The sequence below is a fragment of the Shewanella maritima genome (assembly GCF_004295345.1).
GTDB lineage: Bacteria > Pseudomonadota > Gammaproteobacteria > Enterobacterales > Shewanellaceae > Shewanella > Shewanella maritima.
This window is the reverse complement of the sequence record NZ_CP036200.1, coordinates 3,814,314-3,830,835: the sequence shown is the minus strand read 5'-3', so window position 1 is coordinate 3,830,835 and position 16,522 is coordinate 3,814,314. Positions and strand designations below refer to the sequence as shown.

At 48.1% G+C, this 16,522-nt stretch carries 4 protein-coding genes; all 4 read left to right on the top strand.

The genetic code is table 11. The features are described from left to right. The first annotated feature begins 248 nt into the window (after nucleotides 1-248). Genes EXU30_RS16225 through EXU30_RS16210 form a run of 4 tightly spaced genes read left to right on the top strand, consistent with a single transcriptional unit; the run spans nucleotide 249 to nucleotide 16,484 of the window. The gene (locus EXU30_RS16225) at nucleotides 249-1,049 is read left to right on the top strand and encodes a helix-turn-helix domain-containing protein (RefSeq protein ID WP_130601765.1); all 801 of its coding nucleotides are present in this window, start codon (nucleotides 249-251) and stop codon (nucleotides 1,047-1,049) included. After that, nucleotides 1,046-9,136 (top strand): type I polyketide synthase, encoded by an 8,091-nt coding sequence (locus EXU30_RS16220; RefSeq protein ID WP_130601763.1) that lies wholly within the window; start codon nucleotides 1,046-1,048, stop codon nucleotides 9,134-9,136. Before EXU30_RS16225 ends, EXU30_RS16220 begins: the two co-directional genes overlap by 4 nt. Next, entirely contained in the window at nucleotides 9,133-11,571 is a 2,439-nt protein-coding gene (locus EXU30_RS16215) for a PfaB family protein (protein WP_130601761.1), read from the top strand. Before EXU30_RS16220 ends, EXU30_RS16215 begins: the two co-directional genes overlap by 4 nt. Beyond that, on the top strand, nucleotides 11,568-16,484 hold the full coding sequence (locus tag EXU30_RS16210) for a hotdog fold thioesterase (RefSeq protein WP_423213348.1): 4,917 nt from the start codon (nucleotides 11,568-11,570) through the stop codon (nucleotides 16,482-16,484). The genes EXU30_RS16215 and EXU30_RS16210 overlap by 4 nt, the downstream gene beginning before the upstream one ends. The last annotated feature ends 38 nt before the right edge of the window (nucleotides 16,485-16,522 follow it).

The window sequence follows — 16,522 nt, the reverse complement described above, 5'->3', positions numbered from 1 at the left end:
CCTAGCCTGGTTAACTTTTAAGTCCCAGGTGATTGTATCGACCTGAAACCTACTGTAACCTGCGTTACTAATTTAAACCGTCACTTTCAAAGCGCAGCTAGCGTTTATGGAAAACTTGCGTTGATGAACAATAATCCAATAAGACTAATCAGCCGCACTCAATGCGCTGCGATAAAACAGCCAAATTTGCAGTGTACAAGCAGTAAAAGGATAAGCAGTGCAAGCATTGGCGCGGAGCGTGTTAGTTAATGACGCAGAAAACCACTCGCCATCGCAATGCCACCACCACCCCTGAAATGCGCCAGTTTATTCAAACTTCGGATTTCAGTGTCAGCCAGCTGGCAAAAATCTTAAATATTTCAGAAGCAACCGTGCGCAAATGGCGCAAGCGTAGCTCGGTAAGTGATGCACCAAATACGCCGCATCACCTCAATACCACGCTGTCACCAATGGAAGAATACGTGGTTGTCGGTTTGCGTCATCAACTCAAAATGCCGCTCGACAGACTGTTAAAAGTCACCCAGGAATACATTAATCCAAATGTATCTCGCTCAGGGTTGGCGCGCTGTTTAAAGCGTTATGGCGTATCTAAACTTGATGATTTCCAAACCGACGGCGTGCCCGACAAATACTTTAATCAACTGCCGATTGTTCAAGGCAGTGACGTTGAAACCTACACTTTAAATCCAGAAACCCTAGCCGACACCCTCGCCCTACCACACTCATGTGAAGATGTGGTGCAAGTGGTATCGCTTAGCTTACCGCCAAAAATCGCGCAAGATCAGAACTACTCCATCTTGTTGGGCGTTGATTATAAGAGCGACTGGGTTTACCTCGATATTTATCAAGACTCGCATACTCAAGCAACTCGCAGATACATGGCCAATGTATTAAAAGATGGGCCATTTCATCTGCGCAAGTTACTGGTCAAAAATTACCACACATTTTTAAACCGTTTTCCGGGCGCCCATGTATTGAACAGCCCAGATTTAACGGACGAAACATACCTTTCAGCTAAGGAAAAGCTGAGCACTGGAGACTCACAATGAGCCAAACCAAGCAAGCAAATGTAGGGAAAGAGCCCTCAGCGATGGGAAAAAAGCCGTCAGCTACAGAGAACGAGACGGCCAACAGCCTACGCCTCAACAAGCGTCTAAAAGACACGCCTATTGCCATCGTCGGCATGGCGAGTATCTTTGCTAACTCCCGCTATCTGAATCAATTTTGGGATTTGATCTGCGATAAAATCGACGCTATCACTGATGTTCCAAATAGCCACTGGCAAATCGACGATTACTTTGACACCGACAAAAACGCGCCAGATAAAAGCTACTGTAAACGTGGCGGCTTTATTCCTGAAGTCGACTTCAACCCTATGGAGTTTGGCTTACCGCCGAACATTCTTGAGTTAACCGACACCTCACAGCTCTTGTCACTCGTAATTGCCAAAGAAGTGCTTGCTGACGCTGGCGTAAGTGACGATTACGATACCAACAAAATTGGTATTACCTTAGGCGTGGGCGGCGGTCAGAAAATTAATCACTCGCTATCGGCGCGCTTGCAATATCCAGTGCTAAAAAAGGTATTTAAAAACAGCGGCATTAGCGATGCTGACAGCGAAATGCTGATCAAGAAATTCCAAGACCAATACATTCACTGGGAAGAGAATTCATTCCCAGGCTCATTGGGCAATGTGATTGCAGGCCGTATTGCCAACCGCTTTAACTTTGGCGGCATGAACTGCGTGGTTGATGCCGCTTGTGCAGGCTCGCTTGCTGCAATGCGTATGGCACTAACGGAGTTAGTTGAAGGTCGCAGTGAAATGATGATCACTGGCGGCGTTTGTACCGACAACTCACCGCAAATGTACATGAGCTTTTCAAAAACGCCAGCATTTACCACCAACGACACCATTCAACCATTTGATATCGATTCAAAAGGTATGATGATTGGCGAAGGCATTGGTATGTTGGCGCTAAAACGTCTTGAAGACGCTGAGCGCGATGGCGACCGTATCTACTCGGTGATCAAAGGCGTGGGTTCATCATCTGACGGTAAATTCAAATCTATTTATGCGCCGCGCCCTGAAGGCCAAGCCAAAGCGCTAAAACGTGCTTATGAAGATGCAGGTTTTGCCCCTGAAACCGTGGGTTTAATTGAGGCGCACGGAACTGGCACAGCTGCAGGTGATGTCGCCGAATTTAACGGCCTAACCTCGGTATTTAGTGAGAACAATGAGCAAAAACAACATATTGCGTTAGGCTCAGTGAAATCGCAGATCGGACATACAAAATCGACTGCGGGCACAGCTGGTGTCATTAAAGCAGCGCTTGCCCTGCACCATAAAGTACTGCCGCCAACCATTAATGTCGACAAACCAAGCGAGAAGCTAAATGTTGCCGACTCGCCATTTTACATTAACAGTCAAACGCGCCCTTGGTTGCCAGATGCCAACAACACGCCGCGCCGAGCAGGTATTAGCTCGTTTGGTTTTGGTGGCACTAACTTCCACCTTGCGCTTGAAGAATACAATAGCGAGCATCAACGTGGTGACAAATACCGTCAGCGTCAGGTGCCGCAAAGCCTGTTGTTAAGCGCAAACAGCAAGGCCGAGTTAAGCTCATTAGCTAATGATGTTATCAATCAAGTTAATGCTGCTATCGATGCCAATGCTGCGCTAAGCAAACAAACTGAAAACCGCGGTAGCAACAGCAATTATTTAGCCCTTTGCCAAATCGCCAACACCAATCCTGTGCGAGTATTGGATGCAAATACGCCGCGTTTAGGCTTAGTAGCAAGCAGTCTCAATGAGTTAAAAACTCAGCTTGAACAAGCGATTAAAAAGCTCGCCTCAGATGAAGCTGCATGGCAGTTGCCATCAGGCACCAGTTACCGCGCAGCTGCGTTAATCGATTCAAGCAGCGCACCGAATAAAGTCGCTGCCTTATTTGCTGGTCAAGGTTCACAGTACGTCAATATGGGCATCGAGCTAAGCTGCTTGTACCCTGAGATGCGTGCGCAAGTGATGAAAGCCGATAGCGTGTTTAACGCTAATGGCAAAACATTATTATCACGGGTACTTTACCCTATTCCGGCATTCGAAAAAGCCGACAAAGACGCGCAAGCAGCGCTGCTGACGCAAACCAATAATGCTCAAAGCGCGATAGGTGCGATGAGTATGGGTCAATATGAGCTATTCACTCAGGCAGGTTTTAGCGCCGATATGGTAGCAGGCCATAGCTTTGGTGAGCTTTCAGCATTATGCGCTGCCAAGGTTATCTCAACAGATGATTACTACCAGCTAGCATTTGCCCGCGGCGCTGCCATGGCAAGCGATGCGCTAGATGCTGACGGCAAAGCTAAAGACAAAGGCGCCATGTACGCCATTATCTTAACAGGCGACGAGCAAGATGAAGCCAATGCCAGCAACATCAGCACACTTGAGCAAATTATTGCTAAGTTTGACGGCGTAAAAGTTGCTAACTACAACAGCGCGACTCAGCTAGTGATTGCAGGTCCAACCGACACTTGCGCCGATGCGGCGAAGGCTATTACTGAGCTTGGCTTTAAGGCTATTAACCTACCAGTATCAGGTGCGTTCCACACGCCACTTGTCGGTCATGCGCAAAAGCCATTTGCTGATGCCATCGACAAGGTGAAATTTAGCGCCAGCAAGCTTGAACTCTATTCAAACGCGACAGCACAAGTTTACCCAAGCAACGGCAAGTCAATTAAGTCAGCTTTCAAGCAGCACATGTTGCAGTCGGTACGTTTTACTGAGCAGCTAATTGCTATGTATGACGCAGGTGCACGCGTGTTTGTAGAATTTGGTCCTAAAAACATTCTGCAAAAACTGGTTGAAGCGACCTTGGGCAAGCATAGCGATGTAGCTGTGATTAGCTTAAATCCAAAACCAAAAGCAGATAGCGACACGCAGCTACGCATAGCCGCTATGCAATTAAGCGTACTTGGACAAACCATTGCCAACATCGACCCTTACCAAGCGGAGATTGCCGCTGAAGCTGAAGTCAAAGGTATGAACGTCAAACTAAGCGGCGTTAACTACATCAGCCCAGCGACGAGAGCCAAGATGCAAAAATCACTTGAGACAGGTGAGATCAGCAGTCAAATCGTTGAGAAAGTTGTTGAAACTGTCGTCGAAAAGATTGTTGAAGTCGAAGTAGAGAAAGAAGTTATCAAGGTCGTTAAAAAACCAGCGGCTTCAGTTGCCAATAATGCAAGTGTCAATGCAGCGAGCGTTGCAAATATGAACGAGACTATCGTGAAAAAACCAAATATCAATCAAGCACTGCCAAGCAGTGACACTAACCTCTCGGCGTTTTTCAACGCTCAGCAACAAGCTGCCGAGCTGCACCAACAGTTCCTGGCTATTCCGCAACAATATGGCGAAACCTTCAGTCAGCTTATGGCTGAGCACAGCAAATTGGTTGCTGCAGGTCTAGCTATTCCAGAAAGCCTGCAACGCTCGATGGAAATGTTCCACCAGCATCAAGCGCAAACGCTGCAAAGCCATACTCTGTTCTTGCAACAACAAGCGCAAATTAGCCAAAGCACCCTAGCAGCACTGGCTGGCACGCAAGTACAAACTCAAGCTCATACTGCAAGCCAGTTACCAACTGAGACACAAACACCTGCTCAAGCTCAGGTAAGTGCACAAGTCAGCGCGCCCGTGCACCAAGTTGCACCTCAGCCTGCTGAACAATCAAAGAAACAAGCTGTGCAATCAGCGCCCGCAGCTATTACACAACCTGCTCAGTCACTTGCAGCCACAGCAACGCCGGTTGTACCTGTGCCAGTGTCAGCGCCAATAAGTGAGCCAGCAACATCGCCAGATTCTGCCCAGCAGCCGGCTAAGCATAGTACTGTGCAAAGCACTGAACAGAGCACTAACGGTCTAAGTACCAAGCAAGTACACGACACCATGATGTCGGTAGTTGCCGATAAAACTGGTTACCCGACTGAAATGCTAGAGCTTGAAATGGACATGGAGGCCGATTTAGGCATCGACTCAATTAAGCGCGTAGAAATTTTGGGTACAGTGCAAGATGAATTGCCAACTCTGCCTGAGCTAAGCCCAGAAGATTTAGCAGAATGTCGCACCCTAGGCGAGATTGTTAGCTATATGGAAAGTCAGTTAGCTACTGATACTGCTCCCGTAGCTGTAGAGACTTCACCATCAGCGACTCAAGTTGCTACTACTGGTTTAAGTGCTGAGCAAGTGCACAACACCATGATGGCAGTAGTAGCCGACAAGACTGGTTACCCAACCGAAATGCTTGAGCTTGGCATGGATATGGAAGCCGATTTAGGTATCGACTCAATCAAGCGTGTAGAGATCTTGGGTACAGTGCAAGATGAATTGCCAGAGTTACCCGAGCTAAGCCCAGAAGATTTAGCAGAATGTCGCACCCTAGGTGAAATCGTTAACTATATGGAAAGCCAGCTTGCAGCTTCTGCAACTGATTCAGCTCATTCTGTGGCAACAGTGCCAGCTACACCTGCTCCTTCTACTTCAACTGGTTTAAGCGCAGAGCAAGTGCACAACACCATGATGGCAGTCGTTGCCGATAAAACCGGCTACCCAGTTGAAATGCTAGAACTTGGCATGGATATGGAAGCCGATTTAGGTATCGACTCAATCAAGCGTGTTGAGATTTTAGGTACCGTGCAAGATGAATTGCCGACACTTCCAGAGCTAAGCCCAGAAGATCTAGCAGAATGTCGCACCCTAGGTGAAATCGTTAGCTACATGGAAAGCCAGCTTGCTACTGATACGGCTCCAGCAGCTACAGAAACTTCACAGTCAGCAACTCAAGTTACAGCAACAGGTTTAAGCGCTGAGCAAGTGCACAATACTATGATGGCAGTGGTTGCCGATAAGACTGGCTACCCAGTTGAAATGCTAGAGCTTGGCATGGATATGGAAGCTGATTTAGGTATCGACTCAATCAAGCGTGTTGAGATTTTAGGTACAGTGCAAGATGAGCTGCCAACACTTCCAGAGCTAAGCCCTGAAGATTTAGCAGAATGTCGCACTCTAGGTGAAATCGTGAGCTACATGGAAAGCCAGCTAGCTACTGATACGGTTGATACTACGACGACCTCTGCGCCTGCAGCACCAACTCAATCTTCAGCAACTGATTTAAGTGCTGAGCAAGTGCACAACACCATGATGGCAGTCGTTGCCGATAAGACTGGTTACCCAGTTGAAATGCTAGAACTTGGCATGGATATGGAAGCTGATTTAGGTATCGACTCAATCAAGCGCGTGGAAATTCTCGGTACAGTGCAAGACGAGCTACCGAGCTTGCCCGACTTAAATCCTGAAGATTTGGCCGAATGTCGCACTCTAGGTGAGATTGTCAGCTATATGGAATCTAAGCTGGATAGCAGCGAAAGCTCACTGCAAATCCAAGATGTAGCGCCAGCAGCAATCGACACCACCGAGCTTCCACCACATCAGGAAGTTAGCCTAAAAAAGTTGCCAGCGGCGGATAAACTAGTTGATGCATTTGCTAAAGATGCTTGCATAGTGATCAATGATGACGGTCACAATGGCGGCGTGTTAGCAGAAAAATTGAATGCAGCCGGTTTGTCTGTCGCAGTAGTACGTGCGCCGCAATCAATTGTGAGTGCCCACGCCCCTATCAGCAGTGACATAGCAACCTTTAACCTTGAGCAAATCAGCGATGACGCGATTGCCGCAGTACTTGCGCAAATTGGCCAGCAATATCAAATTGCCGGCCTTGTGCATCTACAACCGCAGCACTCAGCCGATGATGCTATTGGCTTAAACGACGCCGCTTTCCACTCAGTTGAGCAAGCTTTCTTAAGCGCTAAACACCTGCAAGCTAAGCTGACTGAAAAGGCACGCGATGAGCGTTGCTGCTTTATCACGGTAAGCCGTATTGACGGCGGCTTTGGTTATGCAAACTCAAACGATTTAACCAGCGCAGAGCTTAACCAAGCTGCACTTTCAGGGCTGAGCAAAACTCTAAGCCATGAATGGCCACAGGTGCTTTGCCGCGCGTTAGATATTGTGCCAGATATGGAAGCCGTTGATTTAAGCCATGCCATTATCAGCGAGCTATTTGATACTGACACGCAAACTACTGAAATCGCGATTAACGCCAATGCCCGTTACAAGTTGGTTGCCAGCACCCAAGCGGATGCCCAGCTAACCAAAGCCGAGCTTAATCAGGATGACTGCATCCTAGTAACTGGCGGCGCCAAAGGTGTGACCTTTGAATGTGCGCGAACCCTTGCCAAGCAAACTCAGTCACACTTTGTGCTAGCAGGTCGCAGCCAACATCTCGGCACTGACCTACCACTGTGGGCGCAAGGTAAAAATGCCAATGAGCTTAAAGCAGCTGCAATTAAGCACATTCAAGCCCAAGGCGAAAAACCAACGCCTAAGCAGATTGATGCCTTAGTTTGGCCAGTGGCTAGCAGCCTTGAAATTGATGCAGCTCTTGCGGCGTTTAGCCAAGTCGGCGCAAGCGCTCAGTACATCAGCATGGATGTCAGTGAGCCACAAGCGATTGAAGCTGCGCTGCAAAATGTCAAAGCCATCAGCGGCATTATTCACGGCGCTGGTGTGCTGGCAGACAAACACATTCAAGATAAAACCCTAGCCGAGCTTGGGCGTGTATACGGCACTAAAGTGACTGGCCTTGCTAACCTGCTAAAAGTGATTGAGCCTACTCAGCTTAAGTTGCTGGCAATGTTCTCATCGGCGGCAGGTTTTTATGGCAATACAGGTCAAAGTGACTACGCCATGTCAAATGAGATCCTTAATAAAACCGCACTCAAGTTTGCCAAGCAATTGCCGCAAGCCAAAGTGATGAGCTTTAACTGGGGTCCTTGGGACGGCGGTATGGTTAGCTCTGCATTAAAGAAAATGTTTGTTGAGCGCGGCGTCTACGTAATTCCACTTGATAAAGGTGCAGATTTATTCGCGCACAAATTGTTATCGACTGGCGGCACTCAATTGCTGATTGGCTCAAGCATGCAAGGCTCTTCTACTAGCAATAAAACGGAAGACTCTGCAAAAAAGCTTAATGCGAACTCTGGGAATAATGTCGATAACGATTTAAATATCGACGCCGAGGGTTCGCTAACGCTACGCGCTGCACTTTCAAACACCACTGCTCAGGGTGAAGTGATTGTTGAGCGTACGCTTGACCCACTAACCCTGCCATTGCTCGCCGATCACTGCATTGCCGGTAACCCAGTGTTGCCGACAGTGTGCGCGATTGAATGGATGAAGCAAGTTGCTGAAAACATCACAGGCAAACCTGTGATGATTAAAGACTACAAGCTACTGAAAGGCATAGTGTTTGAGACAAAAGCCGCCCATGAACTACAGCTAACACTGACGCAAACCGCTACAGGCCTTAACGCGCTTATTAGCAGTCGCCTAGCTGGCTCTGAACAGGCTTATAGGCCTCAGTATCAAGCAACAATAGTTCAGGCAAGCTCAGCCCAAACACAGTTAGTAAGTGCTAACTCTTTGACGCAAACTGCTTTGTCACTGCAGGAGCTGCAAGCCAAGTTAGCAATTGATGGTGTTGAGCCAACAAATCATTTGCTCACTAACAAGGCTGAGCTATACAGCAATGGTACCTTGTTCCATGGCCCCAGTTTGCAAGGCATTGAACAGGTACTTCAGCTTGACGAGCAACAACTGATTTGCCGTGTAGCAATGCCAGCGGCGGCAGCTAATACTGATACTCACTCAGCAAATGGCTCAGGCGCGCAGCGCTTTGGCGCAAGTCAGCCACTAGCCGAAGATTGGTTACTGCAAGCTATGTTGGTATGGGCAAGGGAGCAGCATGGCGCTGCAAGTTTACCTGCAAGTATTGGTGAAATGATCTATGGTTCGCCATTCGGCTTAGGTGATGGTGATGGTGATACAGATGGCAACAGCGGCTATATCAAGCTTGAAGTGGTAAAAAGCAGTAAGCGTTCACTCACTGCCAACGTGTACTTGTACCATGATGATGGCCGTTTAAGCTGCGCGATGCTCAATGCCAAAACCACCATTAGTAAAACCCTTAATGATGCGTTTTTAGCACCTGCTACACCACTTGCTGAGCTCAAGGAGTCAAGTTGAGCAATCACTCGTTAACTTCTGAGCCTGATACCATAGAGCAACTCACGGCAAGCGCTTTGCGCTTAGCCGTGTTTGTGCTTGATGACAGCGCAAAGCAAAGTTCGGCCAAGCTGCCAGCAACTGACCCATTAGTTAATCAACCATTAGCCGAACTGCTTGCTCAAGCTGAGCGCTTAAATCTAGCTGAGTCAATAGCCGGGCAAACTCAACACCTTGCCAGCATATTGCTCGCAGCGAAGAGTAAGCCTCAGCTGATCACGCTAACTCATCCAGCAGCAAGCAATAGCGAGCGACAAGTGTTGATCGCACCAGCATTGATGGCGGCAAAGCTTCATTGTCATGCCCATGCGCTTATTACTGGTATTAGTACTGGCATAAGTTCTGGCAATGAAGACGCTAGCTCAGTCCAAGCCGCCCTTAAACACGCTAAGCGCGAGCACATTTCGCCAGTGAGTTTTTTAATAGAGGCCGTACCATCTAGCTCAGCTGAGCAAGAGCTCTTGAGTAATCATATTACTGGCATTGCAAAAATCAGTGAGCTTTTCACTAAACGCGCGTTACCAAAAGCGAATGCAAAAATAGCTAGTGCCAAACCAGCTAATGCAAAAACTGCAATCGAGCTTACCCAGCAAGATTTAACTCAATCTGAGCAGCTTAGTTACTGGTACACGCCATTACATCAACAACGTGTGGCGACGTTAACCCTGTGCGGTGAGCAAAACTTAACCCTAGTCATGGTGCAAGGCTCACAGCTTGCTAAACCTGAGCCGCTATTATCAAATCAAAGAATTTGGCTGCCTGTTCGCGCGCAAGATACAGCTGAGATGCGCCAGCAACTGGTGTCTTTTGTCAATGAGCTCACCAACATCAAACATACTGATGATCAGTCAGCTTTACTTAAACTTATAAGCTGCGCCATACACAACTCTGTTCAAAACATAGAACCAAGTCATCAACAGCAATCAAAAGCAAGTGCTGTGATAATGGCTAACAGTGTTGAACAAGCCATCAGCGAAATCGATGCTATGCTCGCGGTGATTGATGCTCCCTTTTCTGACAAACAAGCTTCTGACTATAAAACTCCTGCGGGCAGTTGTTTTCAAACTTCTGAAACCTCTATGCCGCAAAACGATTTATGTTTTGTCTATCCGGGTGTCGGCACGGTTTATCCAGAAATGTTTAGCGAGTTTGGCCGCTACTTCCCTGCGCTTTACAGCGAACTTGAAGCTGAAGGCGACTTAGGGCAAATGTTGCAAGCTGATTTACTGGACTCTTGCGCTAAAGACAAAAAGAAAGCCGCCGACGTTAGCCAGATGGCACTAAAAGAATTAGCGATAGCTGGTGGCGGCGCAAGCTTTATGCTGACTCGATTGCTGCAGCGGGTATTTAACATCACCCCAAACTACGCCATGGGCTACTCCATGGGTGAAGCGGCAATGTGGGCGAGCCTTGGAGTCTGGCACAAGCCCCACAGCTTAGTTGCAGCGACCGATCACTCATCAATTTTCAATCACGATATTTCAGGCGAGCTCAACTGTGTGCGCCAAACCTGGCAACTTGGTGATCATGACACCATAAACTGGAATAGCTTTGTGGTACGTGCAACTGAGCAAGAAATTCAAGGCGCAATAGATGCACTAGCTCAACAGAAGAATCATGCACAAGCCCAGCAGCTTGATCAAAATCGAGTTTATATTGCCATCGTTCAAGGCGACACCTGCGTGATTGCCGGCTGTGAGCATAGCTGCAAACAAGTGTTAAAACAGCTAGGCAAGCGTGGCATTGCCGCCAATCGCGTTACCGCAATGCACACTGCACCCGCCATGCTCATTCGCGATCAGCTAAAAGATTTTTATCAGCTGCCTATCAGCAAAGGAGCTAATGCAACTCAACAATGCCAACAAACCCAGTTTATTAGCGCCGCTAGTGAGCAGTTTGTTGCACTCAATGAAAACGCCATTGCAGCATCGGTAGCCGATACCATGTGTCAGCCTTTGGACTTCACTAAATTAGTCGACAAAGCTCACCGATTAGGCGCTCGTTTATTTGTGGAAGTGGGCGCCGATAGGCAAACCAGCACCCTAGTCGACAAGATCCTAACTGCGAATTCTGAGCAAGCGACTAATTCTGAGCAAGCGACTGAGCCTGAACAAGCCCGCGCGAAGGGACTCTTAACCCAATCTGAGCAAGCCCGCGCGAAGGGCTTAGCCATCGCGACTAATACTAAGGCGGGCGACGATATTACCAGTTTACTTAAGTGTTTAGCTCAGCTGTTTTGTCATCAAGTACCTATGTCTTTGGACTATTTAATGGACGGGCTTGAATCACAGTTACAACAGCTTACTTGTAACGCTGAGCCTCTAAAAATACATACAAATTCTTCAACCGCCATCACGGAGCCGACAGCGGTTACCTTAAAAGGAGCACAAGTTTGAGTTCGACTAAACTTGCCACAACCAGCAAACACAAAATTGCCATTGTTGGTTTAGCTAACCAGTATCCAGATGCCGATACCCCAGACTCGTTCTGGCAAAATCTGCTAGATAAAAAAGACTCTCGCAGCACTATCACGGCGCAAAAACTCAATGCTGAGCCACATGACTACAGTGGCGAGCAAGGTCAGTCTGATCGCTTTTATTGCGATCAAGGCGGCTATATTCAAAACTTTACCTTCAATCCCAATGGCTATCAGTTAGCGCCTGAACAACTTGCAGGCCTAGACGACAGCTTTTTATGGGCCATTGATACCGCGCACAAAGCGCTTAAAGATGCCAACATTGAGCTAACTAACCCTAAGCTATCGCGCACCGGTATTGTAATGGGCACCTTGTCATTCCCAATAGCCAAATCAAATGAGCTGTTTGTACCCTTGTATCACGGCGCGGTTGAAAAAGGTTTGCAACATAAGCTTAAACAGCCAAACCTCAAGTTACAGCACTTTAGCCCCAGCTCAGCAGACTCAGGCAAAGGCGATGAAACAGCTGTGCCACTTGCAAACGGTGCTATTGCTCATAACGCCTCAAAGCTAGTTGCTGATGCACTTGGTTTAGGCGCTGCACAACTTAGCCTTGATGCAGCCTGCGCAAGCTCTGTGTACTCATTGAAATTAGCATGTGATTATCTGCAAACAGGTAAAGCCGATGTCATGCTAGCGGGCGCAGTGTCTGGCGCAGACCCATTTTTCATCAACATGGGCTTTTCTATCTTCCACGCCTACCCTGAGCACGGCATTTCTGCGCCATTTGACCAAAACTCAAAAGGCTTGTTTGCAGGTGAAGGTGCTGGCGTACTGGTACTAAAACGTCTTGAAGATGCTGAGCGCGATGGCGATAAAATCTATGCCCTAGTCAGCGGCATTGGCCTGTCAAATGATGGTAAAGGCCAGTTTGTACTTAGCCCAAATAGTGACGGCCAGGTAAAAGCCTTTGAGCGCGCCTACGCCGATACCCAAATGAACGGCGAGCAGCTCAACCCAGAGCAAATAGAAGTCATTGAGTGTCACGCCACCGGCACGCCGCTTGGCGATAAAGTTGAGCTGACCTCAATGGAGCGCTTTTTTGCCGATAAGCTTAACGGCAGCAATCCTCCACTCATTGGCTCAGCTAAATCGAACCTAGGGCACTTACTTACCGCAGCGGGTATGCCGGGGATCATGAAGATGGTCTTCGCCATGCAGCACGGCATGTTACCACCAAGTATTAATATCAGTGCGCCGATTAGCTCGCCTGATGGCATGTTTGCCAACCATACCCTGCCACAACAAGTGCAGCCTTGGCCTGTAAAAACGAGCAATACTCATCGCCATGCAGGCGTTTCTGTATTTGGTTTTGGCGGCTGTAATGCGCACCTATTGTTAGAGTCTTATCAAGGCAAAGGCCAACATCTGGCGTGCACTGAAAAACCAGCCAAGCCTAGCACGCTAGCTGTTACCGGCATCGCCAGTCACTTTGGCAAGTTTTCCAATATCAGTGAGTTCGCCACGGCTGCGAAAAATAAGCAAAACGCATTTATACAACTGCCACAAAACCGCTGGAAAGGCCTGCAACACCACCATGAGTTGCTCGGTCAATATAATGTCCCAAGCGACCTAAGCGGCGCATTTATTGAAAGCTTCGAGTTTGACTTCCTGCGCTTTAAAGTGCCGCCAAATGAAGATGACAGATTGATCTCACAACAACTGCTGTTGATGAAAGTCGCTGATGAGGCGATCCGCGATGCGCAATTAACGCCAGGCGGTAAAGTTGCGGTACTGGTGGCAATGGAAACTGAGCTTGAGCTGCACCAATTCCGTGGCCGAGTTAACCTGCACACCCAATTAGCCAACAGTCTCAAGGCTCAGGGGGTTGAATTAACAGCTGACGAATATCAAGCCCTTGAAGCTATCGCCATGGACAGCGTACTCGATGCCGCTAAGCTCAATCAGTACACCAGCTTTATTGGCAATATTATGGCGTCACGGATCTCATCACTTTGGGACTTCAACGGCCCAGCGTTCACCATTTCGGCTGCTGAGCAATCGGTAAACCGTTGTATTGATGTGGCGCAGAACCTACTGGCAACCGAATCAGATGAGCCGCTAGAGGCTGTGATAATTGCCGCCGTTGATTTAGCTGGCAGTGTTGAGAATATTTGCCTCCGCAGCGCGACGATGAATAAGTGCAGCGAAACGCTTGATCAATCAGCAACGAATACCACTCGCTTTGGCGAAGGTGCTGGCGCGATTGTGCTGCAAGCCGATGTCACTGCTGAAAGAGCTAATAATAACGCTACGGGAACAAACTCAGAACTTGATTTGATGCAGCAAGCATTAGGTGCCGTTTCGCTTGACTCTGACCCACATAACTCTGACCCACAAGACCCGGTTGCAGCAGAGTCTAACGTGGCTTCAAACGCGACAAGCTACGGCACCATTGAGGCGCTAAGCTTTGGCAAGCTTGCCAACTTTAATCAGGTTAGCGACGCGCTGTTAAGTCAGACTGATGTACTGGCTCAACAAGTTAACACCATAGAGCTTAACCAAGCACCTGAAAGCCAATTTGCAGCTGCGCAGCAGTTATCGAACCTATTTAGCCAAGCGACGCTGCAGCACGCTAGTGACTGTATTGGTCACACCTTTGCCGCATCAGGTATGGCGAGCTTGCAGCATCAGCTGCTAACCTCAGCCGACACTAACGCTAACAGTAATCAAACTAACAATAATCAAACTATCGTTGCCGGCATTAGTAGCAGCATTAGCGAAGACCAATGCTCGTTGTTAGCCATGAGTCAAACACCTGAGCAACAAGCTGCATTAGCCCTGCGCTTAAATCACGGCGTCAGTGAATATGAAAATGAGCCTAAACAAAAGCTGAGTCTGGTAAAAACTGTCACCCTTGGTGGTCGTGATATCTATCAGCACATTGTCGATGCGCCACTAAACCAGCTTGCCAGTATTCAAGCCAAAGTTGCCGATGGGCTAAGTTCATCAGCAGGCGATGTCACGAATAATGCTAAACCAGCCAGTCAGGTGAACTTTACTGTAACGAGTCCCATGTCTGCGCACAGAGATGCAAACTCAGAGCACACAAATTTAACTAACCAAATTGATCTAAGCATGACCTCAAATACCCAAAACTCTCGTCCGCTAGCTCAAACGAATATCACCACTGCGCAAACCAATGCCCTGCCGCCAGCACATTTGTCAGCATTTGAGCAAAACCAATGGCTCGCTCATCAGGCGCAAAAAGCCTTTCTAGAGTCGCGTGAACAAGGCTTGAAGCTAGCTGATGCTATGTTAAAACAGCAGCTTGCGCAGGCTAATGGCCAAGCGCCAGTTAGCTATGATCCACAAACTCATGCAGCTGAAACAAGTACCGCCCCAGTAAACGTACTAGCGGCTGCGCAACAAGCTATATCGGCTACGTCTTTGCGGCCAGATCACGCCAACGTGCCGCCATATACCGCGCCTATTCCTGCCGATAAGCCTTGTATTTGGAACTACGCCGACTTAGTTGAATACGCTGAGGGCGACATTGCCAAGGTATTTGGTGATGACTACGCGGTTATCGACAACTACTCACGCCGCGTACGCCTGCCAACCACAGACTATTTGTTGGTGTCGCGTGTGACTAAGCTTGATGCACAAACCAATCAATATCGTCCAAGCTCAATGACCACAGAGTATGACATTCCTGTTGACGCGCCATATTTGGTTGATGGGCAGATCCCTTGGGCAGTTGCGGTTGAATCAGGTCAGTGCGATTTAATGCTGATCAGCTACCTTGGCATCGACTTTGAGAACAAAGGTGAGCGCGTTTACCGCTTGCTTGATTGTACCCTCACCTTCTTGGACGATTTACCGCGTGGCGGCGACACCCTGCGCTATGACATTAAGATCAATAACTTTGCTAAAAATGGCGATACCTTATTGTTCTTCTTCTCGTATGAGTGCTTTGTTGGCGACAAGATGATCCTGAAAATGGATGGCGGTTGCGCCGGCTTCTTTACCGACAAAGAGCTTGAAGATGGCAAAGGTGTTATTCGCACCGACGATGAAATCGCTAAGCGTCAGGCCGCATTAAATAATCCAAATAAGCCTAAGTTTGAACCACTGCTGCATTGCCCACAAAACCAGTTTGATTATGGGCAAATTCATCGCTTGTTAAGTGCTGATATCGGTGGCTGTTTTGGCGGCGCACATCTTGCCCACCAGCAAGCTAACCAAATGCAACCTTCGCTGTGTTTCGCATCAGAGAAATTCCTGATGATTGAGCAAGTCAGCAGGGTTGATGTTCATGGCGGCGCCTGGGGCTTAGGCTTAATTGAAGGTCATAAGCAGTTAGCACCAAATCACTGGTACTTCCCGTGTCATTTTAAAGATGATCAAGTAATGGCTGGCTCACTGATGGCAGAAGGCTGTGGTCAGTTGTTGCAGTTCTTTATGCTGCATATTGGTATGCATACCCTAGTGCAAAATGGCCGCTTCCAGCCGCTAGAAAACGCTTCGCAAAAAGTGCGCTGCCGTGGTCAAGTACTGCCGCAGCACGGCGAACTTACCTACCGCATGGAAGTCACTGAAATTGGCGTGAGCCCGCGCCCGTATGCGAAAGCCAATATTGATATTTTGCTTAATGGCAAAGTAGTGGTCGACTTCCAAAACCTTGGGGTAATGATTAAAGAAGAATCTGAATGTACTCGCTATGTGCCAGACACGACTCCAATCCTAGAAACCAGTGAAGGCAATACCAGCTCAAAACAAACTCAGTTTGAAGCAGCTTCAATCAATGCACCTCTAATGGCGGTTGAACCAGACTTAAGCGCGCCAACCAATAAGGGCGTTATTCCCTTAAACACGTTGAAGCGCCGATAACGCCAGATTATCCAAACCGCACACCTGATACGCTGCCA